The following is a 21,594-nucleotide window of genomic DNA, read 5'->3' as shown; positions in this document are numbered from 1 at the left end:
TCTTCTCTCGTGGATTCCCACCCCTCGGTTCGCCGTGACCTCGCGCTCGCCCGCGCCGCTCTCGACAGCGGCTCACCAGCCGAAGCAGCCGGTCCCCTCGCCGCGGCGCTGGCCATCGCACCCACCCTGCCCGAGATCCACGAGCTGCTCAGCCGGTTGGCGGCACGCTCCGGCGGCGGGCTGGACCTCTTCCCCGCCGCGCCACACGCCCCGGTCGGCCACGTCGCCGCCCGCGCCCACCTGCTCGCCGCCGCCGGCCGCCCCGAAGAGGCGCTGCCCCTGCTCGCCGCGGCCAGCGGCCACGCACCGGCCACCGACTGGGCCGGGCTGCCCTGGGTCGCCGACCCGGCCCTCGGCCTGCGCATCGAACCCGACGTGCTGGCCCGCACGGTGATGCGCCTGTGCACCGCGATCGGCGACCCGGCACCCGCCGACGCCGTCCCCGCGCTACAGCCCTACCTCGCCGTGGTCCGGCACGCCGTCGCCGCGCACGGCGAACACGGCATGCTCCTCGGCGCCGGATCCGCCCTGGCCCGCCGCCTCGGCGAAGTACACCTGGCCGTCGACTGGGCCGGCCGCGGCGCCCGGGCCCAGCCGTCCAAACTCGGCGAGATCTGGCTGGGGTACGCGTTCCGCAGCGCCGGCCGCACCCCCGAAGCACTGGCCGCCCTGCGCCGGGCCGTCGCCTACGACCCCGACGACCTCTCGGTGTACGCGGACGTCGCCGCCACCCTCGCCGACCTGGACCGTCTCGACGAGGCCCTGCGCTGGACCGAACTCGCCCTGGAACGCGACCCGGCCTTCGACTGCGTCGTGCACACCGCGCACCGGCTGCGGTTCCGTGCCGACGGGGACATCAACCACCTGGTGTCGCTCGCCGACTTCGTCCGCGACCACCCCGACGACGCCCACGAGCACACCGACCTGGAGGAGTGCTGCCGCAACACCGCGTGGCTGGGGGGCATGCCGGCCGGCGCCCCGCTGCCCGCCGGCCGCGGACCGGCCGGCGCCGAACCGTCGGCGGACGCCCTCAACCGGCTGCTGCGCGTCGCCACCACCGACTGGGCGCACCCGCCTGCGGCGTACGACCGGGCACTCGGCCTGGTCCTGGTCCAACCCGGGGAACTGCTGGGCATGCTCGGCCACCCGGTGGTGACCGGCTCCGGCGAGCCCGGCAGCCTGGAGATCTGGGCCTGCCTGGGACTGCTGCACCACGGCTCCGAACAGCCGTGGCTCGACTCCGACCGCCGGCGGCTGCTGCTCGGCCTGCTCGACGGCGACCCCGACCGGGTGAGCCAGGCCGCACTGTTCGCGCTGGTCACCTACGCCTGGGTCGACCCGGAGGCACGCGCCGACGTGGCCGCCGTGGTCGCCGGGCGGCTCACCGAGACGGCATCCGGGCCGGCCGCCCGCGCGGTCGCCGAGATCGCCCTCGCCGCACCGGGCCTGGACCGTCCGGCACGGGAACTCGCCGCGGCCACCATCCGGGTGCCGGAGGTTCCGCGCCAGCGGCAGAAGGGCCGATCCCTGCTGCGCTGGCGCCGCGACTGACCGGTCAGTCGCCCACGACGGCGATCAGGTCACCCTCCTGGACCACGTCACCCTCGTGCACGGCGAGCCGCGCCAGCCGGCCACCGGCCTCGGCCAGCACCGGGATCTCCATCTTCATCGACTCGAGAATGACCAGAGTGTCGCCCTCCGCGAGGGCGTCACCCTCACTGGCCACGACCTTCCACACATTGGCCACCATCTCGGCCCGGATCTCATCCGCCATCGTCGAATGCCTCCTGTCCCAGCTGTCGAGACAGCCATCAAATCACGGATCGTGGCCGGGTAGGTCTCAGGCGACCGGAAGCGCCCATTACGATCGGCACCGTATCCAGAGAAGGGAGTCGGCCATGGCGAAGAAGGCCCGTAAGAAGAAGGCCCGCAAGAAGAGCGGCGCGAACCACGGCAAGCGCCCCAACAGCTGAGCTGGCTTTACCTCGCTTCGCTCGGCGGGGATCGCGCCACAGAGCTGATCTTGGGACGCCCGAAGAGCAGGCGTCCCAAGATCAGCGGACGCGATCCCTAGCGGTGGGGCCGTTGAGACATGAAAGAGCCCGGCAGCTTGAAGCTGCCGGGCTCTTTCATGTCTCTTGTCAGCGCTCTAGCTGGTCCAGCTTGGTCCGCAGGCGCTCGCGCAGTTCCGCCGGGGCTCGCTCGTCGCCGCAGCAGCGGTTCACCAGGGCCTTCACCTCGTGCTCGATGCCGAACTCGCGCAGGCAGCCGGGGCACTCGTCGAGGTGCTTCTTGATCAGGTGGCGCCGGTCCTCGCTGCACTCCAGGTCGAGGTAGTTGTAGACCTCGCTGAGGACCAGGGTGCAGTCGGTCTCGTGTTCGCTGTCGTCGATCGTCATCGCGGGTCAGGCTCCCTGCGGCCCGGACGTCGCGGTCCGGGTGATGCCCCGGTCCACGGCGTAACCCTCGAGCAGGTTGCGCAGGTTGCGCCGGCCACGGTGCAGCCGGGACATGACGGTGCCGATCGGCGTGCCCATGATGTCGGCGATCTCCTTGTACGAGAAACCCTCGACATCGGCGAGGTAGACGGCGAGCCGGAAGTCCTCCGGCAGGGACTGCAGCGCTTCCTTGACGTCGCTGTCCGGCAGACGGTCCAGCGCCTCGGTCTCAGCCGACCGCAGGCCCTGCGACGTGTGCGACTCGCTGGACGCGAGCTGCCAGTCGGTGATCTCCTCGGTCGGCGCCTGCACCGGCTGCCGTTGCTTGCGCCGGTACGAATTGATGTACGTATTCGTCAAGATCCGGTACAGCCAGGCCTTGAGGTTGGTGCCTTCCTCGAACTGGTGAAAGGCGGAGAACGCCTTCAGGAAGGTCTCCTGCACCAGATCCTCGGCATCGGCCGGGTTACGGGTCATCCGCAGGCCGGCGGCGTACAACTGGTCGACGAACGGCAACGCGTCTCGTTCGAAACGCGCGCGGCGCTCGTCAGTCCGCTCCTTCTGGGCCACCCTGGATTCTCCCCTCGACCGCCCCGCCGAGGATACGGGTACTGCCCGTGAGACGCCTGCGAAAACTCCGGGTGTGCTGACGCTCACCGACGGCGTTCCGACCGCGGGCCATTCCGGAGAACGTAGCAGTGTCCGCACCCGGTTCGCCTCCCGCCCGTCACGCTCGACGCACTCGGCACCGGTACCCACCAGAAATCCCCTTCCCACGGAACCAACTCCCGTGGGCTGCAACGCCGGAACCCGCCGACGGAATTCCCGGGTCCGGCCACTGTCGATCAGCGCGCCCAGCCGTTGCGGCGCAGCCAGCCGACGGCCAGGTCGGCCGTCTCGGTGACGCCCTTGCGGAGGTCGTGCACCGCGCCGGGACGGATCAGCACCTCGACCGGCCCGGCCGGTTCGGGCACCCCGAACGGGTCCCGTTCGCCACTGATCACCAACGTCGGGAGCGCCGACGGCAGTTCGCCCACCCGGGTCTTCTCCGGCTTGCCCGGCGGGTGCAGGGGGAAGGCCAGAGCCAGGACCCCCGCGGCCTGGGCGGTGGGCGCGGTCCGGCAGGCGACCCGCGCACCGCTCGACCGGCCTCCCACGATCAACGGCATGCCGGGTACGCGCAGCGCGCCGACCACTGCCGTCCACGCCTCGTCGAGCTGGCCGGCCGGCGCGGGCGCACGCCGGCCGGCGACCCGGTACGGCTGGGTCACCAGCGCCACCCGCACGCCGGCCGCCACCGCCGCGTCGTGCACCGCCGTCAGGTCCGGCGCGTCGATCCCGCCCCCGGCGCCGTGGCCGAGGACGAGCAGACTGAGCGCCGGGCCGGTGGGGCCGGTGACGCGGACGGCGGCGGGACCGCGTGGGGTCTCGACGGTCAGGGACTCGTTGATCGCGATGGCACGGGACACAAGGTCCTTTTGTATCAGCGACTGACCGGTGTGAGCGTCAGGAACCGGCGTTCCTCGTCCGGGGCGTCGTCGACCGCCTCGCCGTCCGGCTGGATGCGTTCGCGCCAGGCGACCAGCATGGCCCGGCGTTCGCGGGGCGTGGTGCCACCCCAGACGCCGTGGCAGTCACCGACCTGGAGCGCCCAGGCCAGGCACGGACCCTGGACCGGACAGGTCCCGCAGAGCGCGACCGCGCCGCCGGACGGCTCGTTCGGTGCGGGAAAGAACGTCTCCGGGTCGACGCTGCGGCAGACGCCGCGGGTGCGCCACGCCTCGTCGGTCTGCCGTTGCGCGATTGCCTCGAGCAGCCGCGGGTCGCGTCGCGCGATGGCCACCTCGTGCGGACGCGGCATGCGTGCTCGTGTCATCAGCCCACCTCCCCCGTGGGACCGGAACTGCGTGTGGCGGCCAGGCCGCACCTTACGGTCCGGCACCACTCCGGCGCTGGTTTGTACCGCACCGTACAAGATCAGAACAAGGGGGTGATCAATCTTGAAACAAAGTTGTTAAAAGAGAATTGCCATATTCCGCGACAAAGACCATCGTTGATCTTTCGTCGTTCAAAAAAGCGTCACCTGCTGGGCGCGCTCCAGTAACTCGGGACCATTGTTTCGGACATTGCCGACATCCGGTCCGACCGGGCGGACCTCGATCGCCGCCAATTCCCGCTCCGGCAGCGGCCTCAGCAGTTCCTCCGGCTCACCGCCACCGGTCAGCCAACCGGCCCACCGGTCGGCCGGCAGGATCAGCGGCATCCGGTCGTGCACCTGCGCCAACGGGCCGAGCGAACCGGTGGTGATCACGCTGCAGGTCAGCACCGACTCCGGGCCCCAGGCCGACCAGAGACCGGCGAACGCCAGCGGCGCACCGTCCGCCGGGGTCATGTAGAACGCCTGCTTCTCCTGGCCGGAGCGCACCCACTCGAACCAGCCGTCGGCCGGCACGAGACAACGGCGCTTCGCGAACGACGGCGCGAACGAGCGCAGCGTCGCCACCGTCTCGGCCCGCGCGTTGATCATCCGGGCGCCGGCCCGGAGATCCTTCGCCCACGGCGGGACCAGACCCCAGCGGGCGGTGTCGAGCACCCGCGCCCCACGACTCGACGAGATCCGCACCAGCGGCACCGACCCGGTGGGCGCCACGTTCCAACTCGGGCGCAACGGCTCGGCCACATCCACCGCCTCGAAGAACGTGCTGAGGTCGGCGTTGCTCCGAGTGGTCGCGTATCGCCCGCACATGGGCAGCACGGTACGCCGCGACAACCCCGCGCCGCAGCCCGCGACACCACCATTCCGGTGATCCGCGAGCCTGTTCATCCCGGCGAACGGGAACGGAGGCGGGAAATGGCGCCGGGCGGCGGCAGAATGGCGAAGTGACTGCTGAACCCCGCCCCTGGCCAGCCCCGCCCGCCACCGAACCGGTCACCGCGACCGTGCGGCTCCCCGGCTCCAAGTCGATGACCGCCCGCGCCCTGGTGCTCGCCGCCCTCGCCGACGGGCCCTCGGTGATCGAGGCCCCGCTGCGCGCGCGGGACACCACCCTGATGGCCGCCGGCCTGCGCGCCCTCGGCGTCGGCGTGGACACCACCGACGACGACCGCTGGGTGATCGAGCCCGGCGTGCTGCGCGGGCCGGCCCGGATCGACGTCGGCCTGGCCGGCACGATCATGCGGTTCCTGCCGCCGGCCGCCGCCCTGGCCGACGGTGTCGTCGAGTTCGACGGCGACCCGCACGCCCGCAACCGCCCGCTCAAGCCGATCGTCGAGGCGCTGCGCGCGCTGGGCGTGGACATCGACGCCTCGGCCACCGGCGGCCTGCCGCTCACCGTCCGCGGCGCCGGGCTGATCGAGGGCGGCGAGGCGGTCATCGACGCCTCCGGCTCCAGCCAGTTCGTCTCCGGCCTGCTGCTCTCCGCCGCCCGCTTCACCAAGGGCCTGACCCTGCGGCACGAGGGCCCGCCGGTGCCGTCCGCGCCGCACCTGCGGATGACCACGCACATGCTGCGCGCGGCCGGCGCAGGCGTGGACGAGAGTGTGCCGGACGTCTGGCGGGTCGAACCCGGACCGCTGCGCGGGCGCACCTGGACCATCGAGCCCGACCTCTCCGGGGCGGCACCGTTCTTCGCCGCGGCCATGGTCACCGGCGGCGCGGTCACCCTGGCCGGCTGGCCGGCCGACAGCTGGCAGCCGGCCGAGCGCCTCTCCGAGCTGCTCACCGCGCTCGGCGCCGAGGTCACCCGCACCGACGAGGGCCTGACCGTGACCGGCACCGGCACACTGCGCGGCATCACCGCCGACCTGTCCGAGGTCAGCGAGCTCACCCCGGTGATCGCGGCGCTGGCCGCCCTCGCCGACGGACCGTCCGAGTTGCGCGGCGTGGCGCACATCCGCGGCCACGAGACCGACCGGATCAGCGCGCTCGCCACCGAGCTGGGCAAGGCCGGCGCCGACGTGACCGAGTTCCCGGACGGTCTGCGCATCGTGCCCGGGCCGCTGCACGGGACCACTTTCGAGACGTACGCGGACCACCGGATGGCACACGCCGCGGCGGTTATCGGACTCGCCGTGCCGGGCATCGACCTCGCCGACGTAGGTTGTACCTCGAAGACGTTGCCCGAGTTCCCGGAACTCTGGTCGGAACTCGTGACGAGGAGCTAGAACTGCCAGGCCGTAAGCGGGAGTACGACGAGGACGACGTCCGCATCCGGCCGGGCCGGGCGTCCCGGCCGCGCACCCGGTTGCGGCCCAAACACGACGACGCCGTCGGCGCGCTGGTCATCACGGTGGACCGGGGACGCTACGGCTGTGTCCGCGAGGACGCCGCCGAACTCGAGGTGATCACCGCGATGCGGGCCCGGGAGCTGGGCCGCAAGTCGGTGGTGGTCGGCGACCGGGTGGCGCTGGTCGGCGACGTCTCCGGGGCACCGGGCGCGCTGGCCCGGATCGTCCGGATCGCCGAGCGCTCCTCGGTGCTGCGCCGCACCGCGGACGACGACGACACCACCCCCGAGGGCCGCCTGGAACGGGTGGTGGTGGCCAACGCCGACCAGCTCGTCATGGTCAGCGCCCTCTCCGACCCGCCGCCGCGCACCGGTTTCATCGACCGGTGCCTGGTCGCGGCGTACGACGCGGGGGTCGAACCGCTGCTGTGCCTGACCAAGGCCGACCTGGCCGGCCCGGAACAGGTGCTCGACTACTACGCCGAGCTCGACCTGCCCTGGGTGGCCCTGCAGCCGGACAGCGACCTGACCGAACTGCGCCGGCGGCTCGCCGGCCGGATCTCGGTCATGGTCGGGCACTCCGGGGTGGGCAAGTCGACGCTGGTCAACCGTCTGGTGCCGGACGCGCTGCGGGCGGTCGGCGCGGTCAGCGCGATCGGCAAGGGCCGGCACACGTCGACGAGCGCCGTGGCCTTGCGGCTGCCGGTCGTCGGCCGGTCCCGCAAGGATCCCGGCTGGATCGTCGACACCCCTGGCATCCGCAGTTTCGGCCTGGCACACGTGAGCGCCGAGAGCCTGCTGCACGGCTTCCCGGACCTGGTCGAGGGCACGCTGGAGGACCAGCCGAACTGCGAGCACACCGCCACGGACGTGGACTGCCACCTGGACGCGTGGGTACGTGAGGGCCATGCGGATATTCGCCGGCTCACCTCGTACCGAAGGCTGCTGAGCTCGAGGGCAGGAGAGCTCGACTCGCGAGAAAGAACCGGGGAAAGCGCCTGATCGCGGGTTGAGACCGGTAGTGGTCAGCGACACCGAGCGACGCGGTATGCACTAGCTTTTCGTCCATGGCCGGATATGCCGATGATCTCGCCCTTGCCCACCTGCTCGCGGACACCGCCGATGCCATCTCGACGGCCCGGTTCCGCGCTCTGGACCTGCGCGTCGAGAGCAAGCCGGACCTGACGCCGGTGTCCGACGCGGACACCGCGGTGGAGACGGCGATCCGTTCCCAGCTGGCCCGCGCCCGGCCGCGGGACGGTGTGCTGGGCGAGGAGTTCGGCCGGTCCACGGCGGCCGCCGGGCCGGGCACCCGGCACTGGGTGATCGACCCGATCGACGGCACCAAGAACTTCGTCCGCGGTGTGCCGATCTGGGCGACCCTGATCGCGCTGATGGAGGGCGACACCCCGGTCGTCGGCCTGGTCTCCGCACCGGCGCTGGGCCGCCGCTGGTGGGCCGGGCGCGGGCTGGGCGCCTTCGCCGGCCGCAACCAGCACTCCGCCACCCGGATCGGCGTCTCCTCGGTGCGGGACCTGAGCGACGCGAGTTTCTGTTACGCGAGCCTGAACGGCTGGGCCGACCGGGGCCTGCTCCCGCAGCTGACCGACGTCCTTCTCGGGGTGTGGCGCAGCCGGGCCTACGGCGACTTCTACGGGTACATGCTGCTCGCCGAGGGCGCCCTGGACGCGATGGCCGAGCCGGAACTGTCCCTGTGGGACATGGCCGCGCTGATCCCGATCGTCACCGAGGCCGGCGGCCGGATCACCGACCTGGACGGGCGCCCGACCGCCGACCAGAGTTCGGTCGTCGGCACCAACGGCCTGCTGCACGAGAGTGTCCTGTCCGCGCTGGCCCGGCGTTCCTGACCCTCAGCGCGCATGACACCACCCGGACGGGGTACCTTACCCAGCATGCCCGCGAGGCATATGCACCAATTTTGACCCGCTGTCGGTTCCGGCCGGCTCCGCAGCAGCGGTCACCGTGACCGATCCTCCCTCGCCGAAATGCGAAGAGGGCACGCATTATGCACAATGGAGCGATCATGCCGAGCGAGGTTCGTCACCTGGTGGACCGCGGCCAGACCCATCCTCTGGTCCGGCTGACCGGGGTGCTCGACGGCGACACCGCCGGGCCGATCCGCTCGACGCTGTTCGGCGTGCTGGCCACCCAGCCGCAGGCCGTGGTGGTCGACGTGACCGGCCTCCGGGTGTCCCACGCCGACGCTCTCGCGGTGCTACGCGACGTCCTCGCCGACACCCGCGACTGGCCCGGCGCACAGCTCGCACTCTGCGCCGCCGACGCGGCCCCCTGGCAGACCGCGGGCTGGCCGGTCTGGCCCGATCCGGAACACGCCTTCGCCGCCCTGGGCACCCCCGACACCGAGCACCGGCTGACCGCCGAACTGGAGCCGGCGATCGGCGCGGCCCGTGCCTGCCGGGAGATCATCACCGACGCGTGCGGCCGCTGGGACCAGCCGGAACTGATCGGCAACGCCTGCATCGTGGTCACCGAGATGGTCAACAACGGGGTGGCGCACGCGCGGACCGCGATGACCCTGCTGCTGGCCCTCGACGGCGACCGCATGAGCGTGGCGGTCCGGGACCACTCGACGGCGACGCCACGGTTCACCGGGCCGGTTCCGGTCACGTCGTACGGCGGCCGCGGACTGCTCCTGATCGACGCGGTCGCGACCCGCTGGGGCCACCTTCCGCTCGACGACGGCAAGGTGGTCTGGGCCCTGATCGAACCGGGCGTATGACCTGCCACCTGAGTGGGTAGTCCCCGGTCATGCGAGACAACGACTACCCGGCCGAGGTCAGCGACCCGGAGGCCGCCGGACTCCCGGACACCGCCGATGACGACTCCACCGCGTACGACGAGGTGAACAGTTCCCGCTGGGCGGACGGGGCGGACCCGTCGGCACTGGCCGGTACCGGCCCCGGCGGCGCGAACCGGTTCGGCGAGACGCCCGAGGAGGCGCGCCAGGGCGAGTCCCTGGACCGCCGGCTGCGCCAGGAGGAGCCCGACTTCGGCGCCGAGCCGGCCCTGCCGCCGGTCCGCGACCCGGACGACGAGACGGTGGACGACCCGGAACAGCGCCGCATCGACCGCGACGTCTGGGGCGAGAGCCCGACCTCCGACCCGAACTCGCCGGTCTCGCTGTACGACGACGGCCAACTCGACGAGGACGACCCGGAGCTGGTCGGCCGCCTGGTCGCCCCGGACGAGGGCTCCGGTTACGACGAGGAACGCGACAGCGTGGCGTACGACGCGGGCGCGGCCGGCGGCGGCGCGAGCGCCGAGGAGCTGGCGATGCACGAGACCCGCGCCCCGGAATACGACTAAACGTTACCGTCACGTTCTTGCCTTAGCGTCGCGGCTTCAGCAGAGTGTCTGCGCGGGTCGACGAAGGGTGGGGCGTGTGAACGGGCGAGGTCTGCTGCGGTCGGCGGTCGCGGCCGTACTGATCGTCTCCGGAGTTCCGGCGGCGGTCCTCGGCCGCCCCGGCACCGCCGCCGCCGAGACGGTGACGCGCACGGTGCTCAGCGACGACTTCGACGGCGCGGCCGGCAGCACCCCCGACGACGGCAGGTGGCTGATCGAGTCGGGTCGCCGCGGCGCCCGGCTGGACGGCCAGGGACACCTGTCGGTGGCCGGCCTGCTCCGGTCGAAGGCGACGTTCGCGCAGGCCTCCGGCCGGGTCGAGGCCCGGATCAGGATGTGGCGCTCGGGCGGCGCCTGGCGCGCGCTGGGCGTCCTCGACGCCGGTGGGGCACTGCCCGCCGGCCGGGTCGAGGTGCTCGGCGACGACCAGGTGGACGGCGACGACTTCCACACCTACGCGATCGACTGGACGCGTACCACGATGACCTGGACGGTCGACGGCCGCCAGGTCCTCCGGTTCACCCCGGAGACGCCCGGGCAGGCGTTCGGCCTGGCCCTGAACACCACCTCCGGCGGCGACCGCCGCGGCGGCGCGTGGATGCGGCTCGACAGCGTGCGGGTCACGGTCCCGGTGACCGTCACGCCGCCGCCCGCCCCGGCGTGGAAGGCGTACACCACCTATCAGGCCGGTCAGTTCGTGAAGTTCAAGGGCGTCACGTACAGGGTGAAGGAGCCGCACACGGCCCTGCCCGGCTGGCAGCCCGACCGGGTCCCGGGCGTCTTCCAGAAAATCTGAGGACTTCTGTTATCCGGGGTTCCGCAACTCGTCTCCATTGACCCACGGCAGTCGAATTTTTAAGACTGTTACGAGTTACGGTCTCCCTTCCCCCGGAGGATCCCCATGCGCAAGGCACGAGCCCTGCTGGCCGCGGCGGTGATCGCCACCACGCTGGCCGGCGCCCTCACGATCGCCTCCCGCAGCGACACCGCGGACGCGGCGGTCGGCGCCATCACCTGGTCCGACGAGTTCAACGGCGCGGCCGGCGCCGCCGTCGACACCTCGAAGTGGAACTTCGACATCGGCGGAGGCGGCTTCGGCAACAACGAGCTGCAGTACTACACCAGCTCCACGAACAACGTCCGCCAGGACGGCGCGGGCAACCTCGCGATCACCGCCCGCAAGGAGAACCCCTCCAACTACCAGTGCTGGTACGGCACCTGCACCTACACGTCCGGACGGATCCTCACGTCCGGCAAGTTCACCCAGAAGTACGGACGCTTCGAAGCCCGCATCAAGATCCCCAAGGGCCAGGGCATCTGGCCGGCCTTCTGGATGCTCGGCGACAACCTGGGCAGCGTCGGATGGCCGCAGTCCGGCGAGATCGACATCATGGAGAACGTCGGCAAGGAACCGAACACCGTCTACGGCACCATCCACGGCCCCGGCTACTCCGGCGGTGGCGGCAAGAGCGGCGGCAAGACCATCAGCGCCCCGCTGGGAGACGCCTTCCACTCGTACGCCGTCGAATGGTCACCCAACCTGATCGTCTGGCAGCTGGACGGCGTGGAGTACTACCGGGTCACCCCGGCGACGGTCAGCGGCAGCACCTGGGTCTTCGACCACCCGTTCTACATGATTCTGAACGTCGCGGTCGGCGGCAACTGGCCCGGCAGCCCCGACGCCAGTACCTCGTTCCCGCAGACCATGCTGGTCGACTACGTCCGCGTCTCCGCCTGGAACGACACCACCACCCCGCCCAGCACCGGCGGCACCGCGCTCAAGAGCAACCTCAACAGCCGCTGCATCGACATCCCCGGCGGCAACAACGCCGACGGCCAGCGCCTGATGATGTGGGACTGCAACGGGCTCGACCCGCAGAAGTGGACCTTCGAAAGTGACGGCACGCTGCGCGGCATGGGCAAGTGCATGGACCCGGCGGGTGGCGCGCTGACCAACGGCACCCGGATCCAGCTGGCCAACTGCAGCGGCAACCCGGTCCAGCGGTGGACGCTGTCCGGTGCGGGCGACCTGGTGAACCTGTCCGCGAACAAGTGCATCGACATCGTGGACAACAACTCGGCCAATCGGGCCGAACTCCAACTGTGGGACTGCGCGGGAACCGCCAACCAGAAGTGGACCCGGGGCTGAGCTGGCTGGCCTCGCTTCGCTCGGCGGGGATCGCGCCCGGGAGCTGATCTTGGGACGCCCAAAGAGCAGGCGTCCCAAGATCAGCGGACGCGATCCCGGCCGGCTGAGCAATCGAGGGGATTGTTCGGGTGCCAGCGGACGCGATCCCGGCCCGGCGGAGCGACTGAGGTTTCGGAGTGGCTCGTGGCCGCGATCGGTTCGGCGGGGAGGGCGGCTACCGGGTGACCGTGTAGCGGTCGCCGTAGACCTTCCAGGTCAAGGGGGCCGCCAGGTCCAGGTTCGTCGCCCTCAGGAAGAGGCGTTGGGCGGTCTCCACTCGGCTCGTGTCGCTGTGGGCCTCTTCGGTTCTCATCTCGGCGGAGCGTGCGTCCAGGAAGGCGTTCAGGTAGGTGATCTCCTCGCCGTCGGTGGCGGGGGTGTGGGCGGCGGCCATGGCCCGGGCACGGATCTTGCGGAGGCCGGCGGGGCCGTGCATCACGGCCGCGTCGTAGTAGGCGAACTGGCCCAGCGCGCGGAGGCCGTCGGCGACGGCGAGGCGGACCGCGGGGTTGAAGTAGACGCGGTCGCGGGCGTCGTCCTGGGCCGAGCGGAAAGCCGGATCGTCCGCGGCGGCCCGCCAGGCGGCCGTGAAGCCCGGATCCAGGCCGTCGTGCGAGTCGGATCCGTCGACCGCTCGCAAAGCCGGGAGAAAGCGCTCCAGCGGGTTCCCCGGAACCTGCCGGGTGTACGCGGACACCACCGCGAGCATGTCCGAGGTGCCGGAGCAGAACCCGATGATGCCACCGGTGTAGCCCCGGCCGTCGCCGATGTCCTCGATGTACGCGTACTCGTGCCGCCAGTCCAGCGTCGAGTTCTCGGCGCTGGACACCAGCCGGAACGCGGTCTCCCGTTTCACCTCGTCGGTGAGGTCCGCCGCCACGTCCGGTACCGCGACGCCGGCCGACGACCGTCCCGCCTCCGGCACCGGCGCGGCCGGGCCCGGCCCGTACGCCCGGATCCCGAAGAGCGAGTAGCCCGCCTCGCCGGACCGGCGGGTGGCCAGGACCCGCAGATAGCGCCCGGTCCCGTCCAGGTTGTGCAGATCGTCGGCGCCGCCGGTGCCACCGGTCACCCGGCGGATGTCGGCCCAGGTCGCCCCGTCGTCGGACATCTGCACCCGGTACGCCGTCGCGTGGTCGTCACCCCAGTTCAGCCGGACCCGCCGCACCTGCTGGGCCGCGCCCAGGTCCACCCGGATCCACTCGGTACGCGATCCCGCCGCGCTGGCCCACCGGGTGACCGGGTCGTCGTCGACCACGCCCGCGGCCGGCACCGTGGCGTCCTGGGTCGACGAGGCGAGCACCGGCCGTCCCCGGGTGAGCAGCACGTCAGCGACCACGCCGGTCACCACCGACACGGCCGGCGGGATGCACAGCACCACGGCGATCCCACCGCCCAGAAGGACCGAACGATACGACTCGCCCCATAACCACATACATCTACGCTAGAGAGGCGTGGATCAGCGTCGCCTGCGGTTGCGCGAAATCATCACCACCGCCAGGACGATGCCACCGACCACGATCAGGCAGCAGAGCAGCCCGAAGATCCCCAGTCCGCCGAGGAATCCCCGCCCGCTCCGCCGCCGTGCCGCCTCCACCACGAGGTCCGCCGTGCCGTTGCTCGCGGCCCAGGCATGCACCGGCACCACCAGGGACAGCGCTGCTCCGGTCAGTGCCGCGGCCATCCGTCTCCACCACTTCGTCATGTCTGCCATATGTCCCATGCTGACCGGTGTAAGCAACGGGTAAGGAAGCGGTACCGATGGAAGGACAGGGAATGGATCCGGATCTGGTGGCGCTGGCCGAGGCGCACGGCGTGGCGACGTGGTACGAGAACTGGCAGCGGAGGCGTACCGAGGTTTCACCCGAATCGGTGATCGGGGTGCTGGCCGTGCTGGGGGTCGACGCGGGCACGCCGGCGGCGGTGGCCCGGGCGCTCGCCGAGGTTCGCCTCCGGGATCGCGCCGACCGGCTGCCCGGCACGATCGTGTTGCCCGCCGGCCGGAGCCGACCACTGCCCGGCCCCGCCGAGATCGTCCTGGAGGACGGCGGGGTCCGCAACGTCGACGCTCTCCCGGCGGATCTGCCGCTGGGCTGGCACCGGCTGACCTCGGGTGGGCGGGAGAGCACCCTGGTCGTCGTCCCGGTGACGCTGCCCGAGCCGCCGGAGACGTGGGGCTGGATGCTGCAGCTCTACACGATGCACTCACCGCAGTCCTGGGGCATGGGTGACCTGGGCGATCTGCGGACCTTCGTCGCCGACTCGGCCGGCGCGGGCCTGGTGCTGCTCAACCCGTTGCACGCGATCACCCCGACCACGCCGGTGCCGGCGTCGCCGTACTCCCCGTCGAGCCGGCGCTTCGCCAACCCGGTCTACCTGCGGGTGGCGGACACCGCCGAATACCAGCGGGCGGACCCGGAGCTGCGGGCCCGGGTGGACGCGCTGCGCCCCGCGGCACCGGCGAACGGCCTGATCGACTACACCGCGGTCTGGTCGGCCAAACTCGCCGCCCTGGAGTTGCTCTGGCCGCTGGCCGAGGCGGTCGACCTGGACCGGGACCCGGGACTGACCGGTTTCGCCCGCTTCTGCGCGCTGGCCGAGAAGCACGGACCGGACTGGCGGCAGTGGCCGGAGGAGCTGCGCCGGCCGGACTCGCCGGCCGTCCTCGAGGAGGGCGACGAGCGGATCGCCTTCCACTGCTGGGTGCAGCGGCTGGCCGAGGAGCAGCTGCACGCGGCGAACGAGGCGGCCGCGGACATGCCGGTCGGTGTCGTGCACGACCTGGCCGTCGGCATCGACCCGGCCGGTGCGGACGCGTGGCTGCTGCAGGACGTGCTGGCGCCGGGCGTCCGGATCGGCGCGCCACCGGACGCGTTCAACCAGCTCGGCCAGGACTGGGGGCTCTCCGCCTGGCGGCCGGACCGGCTGGCCGAGACCGGGTACGCGGCCTACCGCGACATGCTCCGGCGGATCTTCCAGCATGCCGGCGGGCTGCGTGTCGACCACGTGGCCGGGCTCTGGCGGCTCTGGTGGGTGCCGGACGGCCTGGGCGCCGCCGGGGGCACGTACGTGCACTACGACCCGGAGGCGATGCTCGGCATCCTGGCGCTGGAGGCGCACCGGGCCGGTGCGGTGGTGATCGGCGAGGACCTCGGTACCGTCCTGCCGACGGTCACCGAGGGCCTGGAGCGCACGAACATGCTCGGTTCGGCGGTGCTCTGGTTCACCCGCGACGACGAGGGCGGCTACCGGCCCGCGGCCGGCTATCCGCGCAACGCCCTGGCCAGCATCTCCACCCATGACCTGCCGACCGCCGCCGGCTTCCTGGCCGGCGAGCAGGTGGAGGTACGCGCGGAGCTCAAGCAGCTGGCCGCCCCGGTCGAGCAGGAGCGCGCCGGCTGGCGTGCGGATCGCGCCCAGCTGCTCGAGCGGCTGGGCGCCGAGGGCCTGCTCGACGCCGACCCGACCACCGAGCAGATCGTCCTGGCGATGCACGAGTTCCTCGCCCGTACCCCGTGCCGCCTGGTCACCGCCTCGCTGCACGACGTCCTGCTGGAGATCCGGCAGCCGAACCTGCCCGGGACCTTCGAGGAGTACCCCAACTGGCGGATTCCGCTGCGCGCCACGCTCGCCGATGTGACCGGTGACCCGCTGTTCCGCAAGGTTGCCGCGATTCTGGGTAAGCGGAAGGTCGCCAACGAGAGGGGGACGGTCATGGGCTTCCTGGACAAGGCCAAGGAATTCGTGGACAAGCACGAGGACAAGGTCGACGCCGCGATCGAGAAGATCGGTGACGAGGTGGACAAGCGGACCGACCGCAAGCACACCGCGCACATCGACCGGGCGGTGGACGAGGCGCAGAAGCGCACCGGACCGGAGAACACCCGGCCGGCCTGACCGCAGGTCAGAGGGCCAGCGGCTCCGGCGGCGGGTCGTCGTCGACCGCGTACAGCATGGGGTGCAGCGGCAGGTAGGTGTCCGGCTGCCGGCACCGGGCCGGCGGCAGCAGTGACGAACGGTGACCCGGGTGTTCCTTGCAGTGGCGGAGCGCCCGGGCCACCGCGTCGACGTGGTGGCGGCCACCGCCGTACTCGCCGCAGCCGGTGCAGTCCCACCGCCAGAACGGCAGGCCCTCGTCGGAGGGGTACCGGCGGATGCGCAGCGGCGGCCCGGCGCGATGCCGGGCGGCCATCAGGATCGCGGGCATCGCGCCGTCCGGCGGCGGGCCCGAGGGTTGCCGCTGTCCACCGATCAGCTGGGCCAGCACGTTGCTCGACACCGGGAACCTCCGTGTTCCGGAACAGGGGTTCTCAGTGTGGATCGACCTTGACGTGCCGGATGGCCGTTTTGCCGAATACTCCCGTCCTCAGCGACTGCGGACGATCCCCAGCGCCGAGGGGCGGGCGCCCGGGAACACCCCGTTCAGGTCGGCCAGTCCGCACCGGTCCCGCAGGATCTCGCCGATCACCGAGCGGTAGTCCGTGGTCACGGCGAGGTCCCCGTCGCGGAGCCGGTTCTCGGTCAGCCCGGGCCATCTCCCGTACACCCGGCCGCCCTTGACGTTGCCGCCCAGCACGAACATGGCGTTGCCGTAACCGTGGTCCAGCCCGCCCGACCCGTTCTCGGTCACCCGGCGGCCGAACTCGCTGATCGTGATCAGCGTGACCCGGTTCAGCCCGGCCGGTCCCAGGTCGGCCGCGAACGCCGCCAGGGCGGTGGCCAGCGCCCGCAGGTGGTCGAACATCAGGCCGCCGGCCGTCGCGGTGCCGAGGTTCTCGTGCATGTCCCAGTCGCCGGAGTCGACCGCCGCGCTCAGCAGGCCGACATCCGACTTGATCAGCCGGGCCACGTCGCGCAGCGCCGCGCCGAGCTCGGTATCCGGGTAGACCGCGCCGTTGGACGGCCGGTAGCCCTCCGCGCGCAGGCCGGCGCCGGTGGTCAGCGCGCCGGCCAGCCGGGCCGCCGGGTGGGCCAGCGCGTCCGGGGCGCCCTGATAGATCTTCGCCATCGTGGCGGCCAGCGGCGCCCCCGGTCCGTCGCCGGCGAGTTTCAGGTCGTCGACCCCGGTCAGCCCCAGCGAGGGCGCCGCACCGGCGAACAACCGGGCCGGCATCGCGCTGCCCACCATGACCGCCTGGAACGGGTCGCTCGCGCCGAGCACGCCGAGCATCCGGTTCAGCCATCCGGTCCGGATCGAGGTGCCCGGGGCGGCCCGTTCCAGGTCCTCCATCGCGGCGAAGTGCGACCGGTTGGGTGCCGGCTGCCCCACCGCGTGTACCGCCGCCAGCTGCCCGGCCGTCCAGTACGGCAGCAGCGGCGCGAGGCCCGGGTTCAGCCCGAAGAACGCGTCACCGCCGATCAGCCTGCTCTTCGGCACCGCGATCCCGGGACGCGCCGCGTAGTACGCCGGGTCGCCGGCCGGCACCACCGCCGACAGGCCGTCGAACCCGCCCCGCAGCGAGAGCAGCACGAACACGTCACCGGCGTAGGACGGGTCGGCGGCGAAGGCCAGACCGGTGTCCAGTTGCGTCCCGGCCAGTCCGGCGAAGGCCGCGGCGACCGTGCCGGCGAGCAGCCCGCGGCGGGAGACCTCGCACCCACAGACATCCATGGTCACCTCGGTGGTCGTCTCAGTGCTCATCTCAGTGGTCATCTCAGTGCTCATCTCAGTGCTCATCTCAGGGAGAAGGCTGGAGAGTTGAGCACCATCCCCAGCAGGTAGGGGAACATCCGCCCGACGGCCGGGTCGGTGGCCTTCAACGGCGAAGCCGGCGACTTGCCGAAGAACTCGGCGAGCGCGGTCACCTGCGCGGCCGGCGGGGCGGCCCCGGTCAGCCGGACCGCGACCGCCTTGATCAGCGCTCCGTACGTCGCCGGTACCGGGCCGATCATGTCGGTCACCGGCGACGACGGCCGGCCCAGCGTGTTCGGCCACCAGCCGGCCGCGATGTTGAGGTGCGCGTTCCAGCGCACCAGCAGACCGGACGGCGACGACCAGGCCGCGGCCACGTCCGGATAGCCGTTCGGCGGCGCCCACCCCATCGGCCCCTGGCCCGCCTCACGGGCCATCCAGAACAGGCTCTCGGCGTACGAGTTGCCGCTCTTCGCCGGCCGGTATCCCAGCGTGCGTACGGTGGCGGCCAGGTCCTCGAAGGGGGTTCGGGTCTTCGCACCGACCGCGGCGGCGAACTCGGCCGAGGCGAACAACGCCCGCAGCACCGGCGCAATCGCCGACCGGTTGTCCAGGTAGACCTTGGCCAGCTTGGTGACCAGGCTGTCCGGTGGCTCGTCGGCGACGAACCGGACACACAGCTTGGTCGCGATGCGGCGGGCGGTCAGCGGGTGCAGGGCCAGGTGGTCGAGGAGGGCCAGGGCGGCCGCCTCGCCGCCCGCGGCGGAGTTGTTGGCGTGCCGGAAGGACAGGATCCGGACCGCGCCGACGGCGTGTGCGCCCGCGTCGTACCGGTAACGCCCGGTCTCCTCGTCCACGGTCAGTCCGGTGAGCAACCGGGCCGCCGCCTTCACGTCCGCCTCGCCGTAGGCCAGGCCGACGGTGTGCAGTTCGAGCAGTTCCCGGCCGTAGTTCTCGTTCGGCGCGTCCTTGGTGGAGAACCGGTTGTCCAGGTAGGTCAGCATCGCCGGGTGCCGGGCGGACGCCTTGAGGAGCCCAGCGAAGGTGCCCAGGGCGTGCTTGCGGATCACCGTGCGGTCGTAGTCGGGACGGCTGTCCCAGACGTCGCCGTGCGGGCAGGTCACGTTGAGGTGGTTGCCCCAGAAGTCGACCATCACCTCGAGCAGCTGGCGTTCACTCCAGACGGCCCGGACCACCGCGGCGAACCCGAGATGCCACATGGCCTCCCAGTCGTACTCCTTGAAGGTGCCCTCGGCGACGCGTGCCCGGATGCCGGCGATGCTCAGGGTGCTCAGCGGCAGCCGGGCGACCAGCCCCTCGGCGGTCCGGTCCGCGATCGACGCCGGTGCGAGCTGCCGGTCGAGCCACGCCTTCGCCCCCAGCCTGCGGATCTCCGTGATCGAGGCGGGGGTCGGGCCGTAGGTGGCCCGGCGCAGCAGATGCAGCAACGGGTCGGCGGGAAGGATGGCAGCGCTCACGCTGGTAATACGTCGGACAGCACCGCCCTCTCCGGTGGGTAACCCGCGCCGTGCTCCCGATCTGCTACCTGCACAATGTGCCGATGGCACAGCGGAGGACGTCCCGGCGGCGGGTGGAGACGGTCGCATCGGGCGTTGCGGAGCTGGTGCCCGATCCTGATCGGGACACGGCCTGGACGCTGCTGCTCGACGGCGCACCCCAGTCGCACGTCGACCTCGCCGACCCCACCCATCTGCAATTCGAGTACGTCCGCCGGATGGCCGCGGCGATCGACCTGGCCGCCCCGGCCGGGCGGCCGCTGCGCGCGCTGCATCTCGGCGGCGGGGCGTTGACGCTGCCCCGCTATGTCGCCGCCACCCGGCCCGGTTCACCGCAGCGGGTCGTCGAGGTCGACGGTCCCCTGGTCGAACTGGTCCGTCGCGAGCTTCCGCTCACTTCACAATCCTCCATCCGGGTACGCGTCGCGGACGCGCGCACCGCCGTCGAAGGCATGCGGGACGCCGGGTACGACCTGGTGGTGCTCGACGTGTTCGCCGGTTCCCGGACCCCGGCACACCTGGCCTCGGCCGAGTTCATGCACGAGGTCGCCCGGGTGCTCGACCCGGCCGGATGGCTGATCGCCAACGTCGCCGACGGCCCGCCGCTGCGGCACGCCCGCGCCCAGGTCGCCACCATCCGGTCGGCGCTGCCGGAGGCCTGCCTGGTCGCCGACGCGGGGGTGTTGCGCGGACGCCGGTTCGGCAACCTGGTGGTGGTCGCCGGCCGGACTCCTCCCCCGGTGACCGAGTTGTCCCGTCGCGCGGCCGGTGACTGGTTTCCCGGCCGGGTGGAGACGGATCTCGACCGCTTCACCGGTGGCGCGCCCCCCGTACCGGACGCGAGCGCGGTAGCCTCCCCGGCACCACCGGACGGGCTTTTTGGTAACAGAAAGTAATGATCGAGCGGCCGTTGGTACAACTCTGATCACCGTCCTGTGTCGATTTTCAAAGTTGGTGTGTGATTCGCGTCCAGTGACTAGCGGCCTCGGCGACTCCAGGCTGTAATCGTCACGGCCGCGTGTTTTCCGATCGCGGCGAGCACGGGGAAGGCAACCATGTTCCACCAGCACTTCCTGTCCACGACGGGAGTCGATCTCGGGCCGCTGGACACCGGGGAACGTGTGCTCTGGCAGGGCCGCTGCGCGGTCGCCGAGTACGCGTTCGACGAGGCGTCCTCGCTGCCGCGATGGACCCTGCCCGAGGAGACCGAAGTCGTGGTCACCGACCGCCGGGTTCGCTATACGTATGCAGACGACACGACGCTGAGTAGCGGTGAGTTGTTCTGGCTGTGGCCGCAGCACCTGCGCGTGCAGCCCGGCAACCGGGACACCGGACGCAACGCCACGGTCACGCAGATCCAACTGGTCTGCACCGGCCCGGACGGCAGCTACCCGGCTCTGGTCTTCGCCGGCGGCAGTGTCACCTCGGTCGGTGAGGCCGACCGGCTCGCCAACGTGATGCGTCAGGCGATCGCCCGGTTCCGGGTGGAGAACGCCAACGAGATCGGCGTGCCGGCCGTCCAGTCCCGCATGCTGTCGCGCCTGGTGATCGGCCCGGAGTTCAACAACTACGTGGGCGGCAAGGGCCAGACTGTCAACCTGCTCGGCGCCGTGCCGGTGCCCGGGCCGGAGACCGCGCCGGTCTACGCCGAGGCCACCACCTCCTACGACGAGTCGGGTTACGACAACCACGCGTACGACGACACCGTCTACGAGGCCGAGCCGGTCTACGAGCAGCCGGTGTCCGCGGTGCCGACCTCGGCCGGTATGGGCTACCCCGGACGGCCCGGCGCGGCCGCCGACGCGATACGGGCCGAGCAGGCGATGCGGGCCGAGCAGGACAGCCGCTACGCCGAGCCGGATCTGGCGTCCCGCGCGGCGACCCTGGCGGCACGGGTGGCCAGCCTGCTGTCGGACGCCCCGGACAACCCCGACCGGGGGCTCCTGGACGGGCAGTCCAACAACCTCTCGGCGTACCTCAACTCGCGCGACCAGAACCGCTGAGGGTCTCCCTCCCGGTTCTCTCAGGTCGTCGACGGCACGTAGCAGCGGCCGTCGGCGACCCGATCCTCGTGTTCCCGGTGGGCGCGGTTCAGCAGCTCCATCAGGTCCTCCTCGCGCCGGATCCGTTCCCGGTGCCGGGCCGGCAGGCTCCGCAGGTTGGCCTCCTCCACCAGCAGCCGGTGATAGATCTCGTCGCAGTACGC

At 71.8% G+C, this 21,594-nt stretch carries 23 protein-coding genes; 12 read left to right on the top strand and 11 right to left on the bottom strand.

All coding sequences use genetic code 11. The annotated features are described in order from the left end of the window. Positions 1-9: 9 nt before the first annotated feature. Positions 10-1,551: a tetratricopeptide repeat protein gene (locus QSK32_RS19085; RefSeq protein ID WP_285472662.1), complete on the top strand. Its 1,542-nt coding sequence runs from the start codon at positions 10-12 to the stop codon at positions 1,549-1,551. 4 nt (positions 1,552-1,555) lie between these two features. Here QSK32_RS19085 and QSK32_RS19080 read toward each other — a convergent pair whose 3' ends face one another. After that, positions 1,556-1,774 carry a biotin/lipoyl-binding carrier protein gene (locus QSK32_RS19080; RefSeq protein ID WP_045746610.1) on the bottom strand — a complete coding sequence of 73 codons (219 nt, stop codon included), beginning with the start codon at positions 1,772-1,774 and terminating at the stop codon, positions 1,556-1,558. 124 nt (positions 1,775-1,898) lie between these two features. Between QSK32_RS19080 and QSK32_RS45740 the strand changes: the two genes are divergently transcribed. Next, positions 1,899-1,973 carry a 50S ribosomal protein bL37 gene (locus QSK32_RS45740; protein WP_369700219.1) on the top strand — a complete coding sequence of 25 codons (75 nt, stop codon included), beginning with the start codon at positions 1,899-1,901 and terminating at the stop codon, positions 1,971-1,973. 168 nt (positions 1,974-2,141) lie between these two features. On the opposite strand, the gene rsrA is transcribed toward QSK32_RS45740, so the two are convergent. The 5 genes from rsrA to QSK32_RS19055 form a co-directional block, all read right to left on the bottom strand. After that, complete coding sequence (rsrA, locus tag QSK32_RS19075) at positions 2,142-2,399, bottom strand: mycothiol system anti-sigma-R factor (protein WP_045746611.1); 258 nt, start codon at positions 2,397-2,399, stop codon at positions 2,142-2,144. Between the two features lie 6 nt (positions 2,400-2,405). Then, positions 2,406-3,197, bottom strand: coding sequence for a sigma-70 family RNA polymerase sigma factor (locus tag QSK32_RS19070; protein ID WP_063775579.1), 792 nt, complete (start codon positions 3,195-3,197; stop codon positions 2,406-2,408). Between the two features lie 86 nt (positions 3,198-3,283). Continuing rightward, positions 3,284-3,889 (bottom strand): alpha/beta hydrolase family protein, encoded by a 606-nt coding sequence (locus QSK32_RS19065; RefSeq protein WP_285472739.1) that lies wholly within the window; start codon positions 3,887-3,889, stop codon positions 3,284-3,286. Between the two features lie 32 nt (positions 3,890-3,921). After that, complete coding sequence (locus QSK32_RS19060; protein WP_045746613.1) at positions 3,922-4,314, bottom strand: WhiB family transcriptional regulator; 393 nt, start codon at positions 4,312-4,314, stop codon at positions 3,922-3,924. A gap of 192 nt (positions 4,315-4,506) precedes the next feature. Continuing rightward, the gene (locus tag QSK32_RS19055; RefSeq protein ID WP_045746614.1) at positions 4,507-5,184 is read right to left on the bottom strand and encodes an SOS response-associated peptidase; all 678 of its coding nucleotides are present in this window, start codon (positions 5,182-5,184) and stop codon (positions 4,507-4,509) included. Positions 5,185-5,318: 134 nt separating this feature from the next. On the opposite strand from QSK32_RS19055, the gene aroA reads away from it, so the two are divergent. From aroA to QSK32_RS19020, 7 genes are all read left to right on the top strand, one after another. Beyond that, on the top strand, positions 5,319-6,602 hold the full coding sequence (gene aroA / locus QSK32_RS19050; RefSeq protein WP_285472661.1) for a 3-phosphoshikimate 1-carboxyvinyltransferase: 1,284 nt from the start codon (positions 5,319-5,321) through the stop codon (positions 6,600-6,602). Further along, on the top strand, positions 6,575-7,666 hold the full coding sequence (rsgA, locus tag QSK32_RS19045) for a ribosome small subunit-dependent GTPase A (protein WP_083449515.1): 1,092 nt from the start codon (positions 6,575-6,577) through the stop codon (positions 7,664-7,666). Before aroA ends, rsgA begins: the two co-directional genes overlap by 28 nt. Before the next feature lie 65 nt (positions 7,667-7,731). Continuing rightward, positions 7,732-8,532, top strand: coding sequence for a histidinol-phosphatase (gene hisN, locus QSK32_RS19040; RefSeq protein ID WP_045746617.1), 801 nt, complete (start codon positions 7,732-7,734; stop codon positions 8,530-8,532). 176 nt (positions 8,533-8,708) lie between these two features. Continuing rightward, positions 8,709-9,425: an ATP-binding protein gene (locus QSK32_RS19035; RefSeq protein WP_285472660.1), complete on the top strand. Its 717-nt coding sequence runs from the start codon at positions 8,709-8,711 to the stop codon at positions 9,423-9,425. Positions 9,426-9,454: 29 nt separating this feature from the next. Next, a complete protein-coding gene (locus QSK32_RS19030; protein WP_045746619.1) occupies positions 9,455-10,012 on the top strand; it encodes a DUF5709 domain-containing protein in 558 nt (185 codons plus the stop codon). A 76-nt stretch (positions 10,013-10,088) separates the two neighbouring features. Continuing rightward, positions 10,089-10,847, top strand: a complete 759-nt coding sequence (locus tag QSK32_RS19025; protein WP_285472659.1) for a carbohydrate-binding protein — start codon at positions 10,089-10,091, stop codon at positions 10,845-10,847. A gap of 105 nt (positions 10,848-10,952) precedes the next feature. After that, positions 10,953-12,200 carry a family 16 glycosylhydrolase gene (locus tag QSK32_RS19020; protein ID WP_045746621.1) on the top strand — a complete coding sequence of 416 codons (1,248 nt, stop codon included), beginning with the start codon at positions 10,953-10,955 and terminating at the stop codon, positions 12,198-12,200. A 214-nt stretch (positions 12,201-12,414) separates the two neighbouring features. Here QSK32_RS19020 and QSK32_RS19015 read toward each other — a convergent pair whose 3' ends face one another. After that, positions 12,415-13,674, bottom strand: a complete 1,260-nt coding sequence (locus QSK32_RS19015) for a chitosanase (protein WP_285472658.1) — start codon at positions 13,672-13,674, stop codon at positions 12,415-12,417. Between the two features lie 24 nt (positions 13,675-13,698). Further along, positions 13,699-13,953, bottom strand: coding sequence for a hypothetical protein (locus QSK32_RS19010; protein WP_045746623.1), 255 nt, complete (start codon positions 13,951-13,953; stop codon positions 13,699-13,701). Positions 13,954-14,015: 62 nt separating this feature from the next. On the opposite strand from QSK32_RS19010, the gene malQ reads away from it, so the two are divergent. Beyond that, positions 14,016-16,136, top strand: coding sequence for a 4-alpha-glucanotransferase (malQ, locus tag QSK32_RS19005; protein ID WP_045746624.1), 2,121 nt, complete (start codon positions 14,016-14,018; stop codon positions 16,134-16,136). Between the two features lie 7 nt (positions 16,137-16,143). On the opposite strand, the gene QSK32_RS19000 is transcribed toward malQ, so the two are convergent. From QSK32_RS19000 to QSK32_RS18990, 3 genes are all read right to left on the bottom strand, one after another. Continuing rightward, entirely contained in the window at positions 16,144-16,518 is a 375-nt protein-coding gene (locus tag QSK32_RS19000; protein ID WP_045746625.1) for a hypothetical protein, read from the bottom strand. A gap of 87 nt (positions 16,519-16,605) precedes the next feature. After that, the gene (locus QSK32_RS18995) at positions 16,606-17,880 is read right to left on the bottom strand and encodes a DUF1501 domain-containing protein (RefSeq protein WP_285472657.1); all 1,275 of its coding nucleotides are present in this window, start codon (positions 17,878-17,880) and stop codon (positions 16,606-16,608) included. A 32-nt stretch (positions 17,881-17,912) separates the two neighbouring features. Continuing rightward, the gene (locus QSK32_RS18990) at positions 17,913-19,349 is read right to left on the bottom strand and encodes a DUF1800 domain-containing protein (protein ID WP_285472656.1); all 1,437 of its coding nucleotides are present in this window, start codon (positions 19,347-19,349) and stop codon (positions 17,913-17,915) included. 83 nt (positions 19,350-19,432) lie between these two features. Between QSK32_RS18990 and QSK32_RS18985 the strand changes: the two genes are divergently transcribed. Then, positions 19,433-20,284 (top strand): spermidine synthase, encoded by an 852-nt coding sequence (locus QSK32_RS18985; protein WP_285472655.1) that lies wholly within the window; start codon positions 19,433-19,435, stop codon positions 20,282-20,284. Between the two features lie 159 nt (positions 20,285-20,443). Next, the gene (locus QSK32_RS18980) at positions 20,444-21,391 is read left to right on the top strand and encodes a translation initiation factor 2 (RefSeq protein WP_285472654.1); all 948 of its coding nucleotides are present in this window, start codon (positions 20,444-20,446) and stop codon (positions 21,389-21,391) included. Positions 21,392-21,594 lie beyond the last annotated feature (203 nt).

Origin of the sequence: Actinoplanes sp. NBRC 101535 (genome assembly GCF_030269225.1) — a bacterium.
GTDB lineage: Bacteria > Actinomycetota > Actinomycetes > Mycobacteriales > Micromonosporaceae > Actinoplanes > Actinoplanes rectilineatus.
Note: the sequence above shows the minus strand (reverse complement) of the source record. Positions and strands in the feature narration are given on the sequence as shown.

Bases quoted from the DNA above. Each gene is read 5' to 3' on its own strand.
- QSK32_RS19080 (WP_045746610.1), bottom strand. From the start codon at position 1,774: ATGGCGGATGAGATCCGGGCCGAGATGGTGGCCAATGTGTGGAAGGTC.
- rsrA (WP_045746611.1), bottom strand. From the start codon at position 2,399: ATGACGATCGACGACAGCGAACACGAGACCGACTGCACCCTGGTCCTC.
- QSK32_RS19060 (WP_045746613.1), bottom strand. From the start codon at position 4,314: ATGACACGAGCACGCATGCCGCGTCCGCACGAGGTGGCCATCGCGCGA.
- QSK32_RS19055 (WP_045746614.1), bottom strand. From the start codon at position 5,184: ATGTGCGGGCGATACGCGACCACTCGGAGCAACGCCGACCTCAGCACG.
- hisN (WP_045746617.1), top strand. From the start codon at position 7,732: ATGGCCGGATATGCCGATGATCTCGCCCTTGCCCACCTGCTCGCGGAC.
- QSK32_RS19035 (WP_285472660.1), top strand. From the start codon at position 8,709: ATGCCGAGCGAGGTTCGTCACCTGGTGGACCGCGGCCAGACCCATCCT.
- QSK32_RS19030 (WP_045746619.1), top strand. From the start codon at position 9,455: ATGCGAGACAACGACTACCCGGCCGAGGTCAGCGACCCGGAGGCCGCC.
- QSK32_RS19020 (WP_045746621.1), top strand. From the start codon at position 10,953: ATGCGCAAGGCACGAGCCCTGCTGGCCGCGGCGGTGATCGCCACCACG.
- QSK32_RS19015 (WP_285472658.1), bottom strand. From the start codon at position 13,674: ATGTGGTTATGGGGCGAGTCGTATCGTTCGGTCCTTCTGGGCGGTGGG.
- QSK32_RS19010 (WP_045746623.1), bottom strand. From the start codon at position 13,953: ATGGCAGACATGACGAAGTGGTGGAGACGGATGGCCGCGGCACTGACC.
- malQ (WP_045746624.1), top strand. From the start codon at position 14,016: ATGGATCCGGATCTGGTGGCGCTGGCCGAGGCGCACGGCGTGGCGACG.
- QSK32_RS18995 (WP_285472657.1), bottom strand. From the start codon at position 17,880: ATGAGCACTGAGACGACCACCGAGGTGACCATGGATGTCTGTGGGTGC.
- QSK32_RS18985 (WP_285472655.1), top strand. From the start codon at position 19,433: ATGGCACAGCGGAGGACGTCCCGGCGGCGGGTGGAGACGGTCGCATCG.
- QSK32_RS18980 (WP_285472654.1), top strand. From the start codon at position 20,444: ATGTTCCACCAGCACTTCCTGTCCACGACGGGAGTCGATCTCGGGCCG.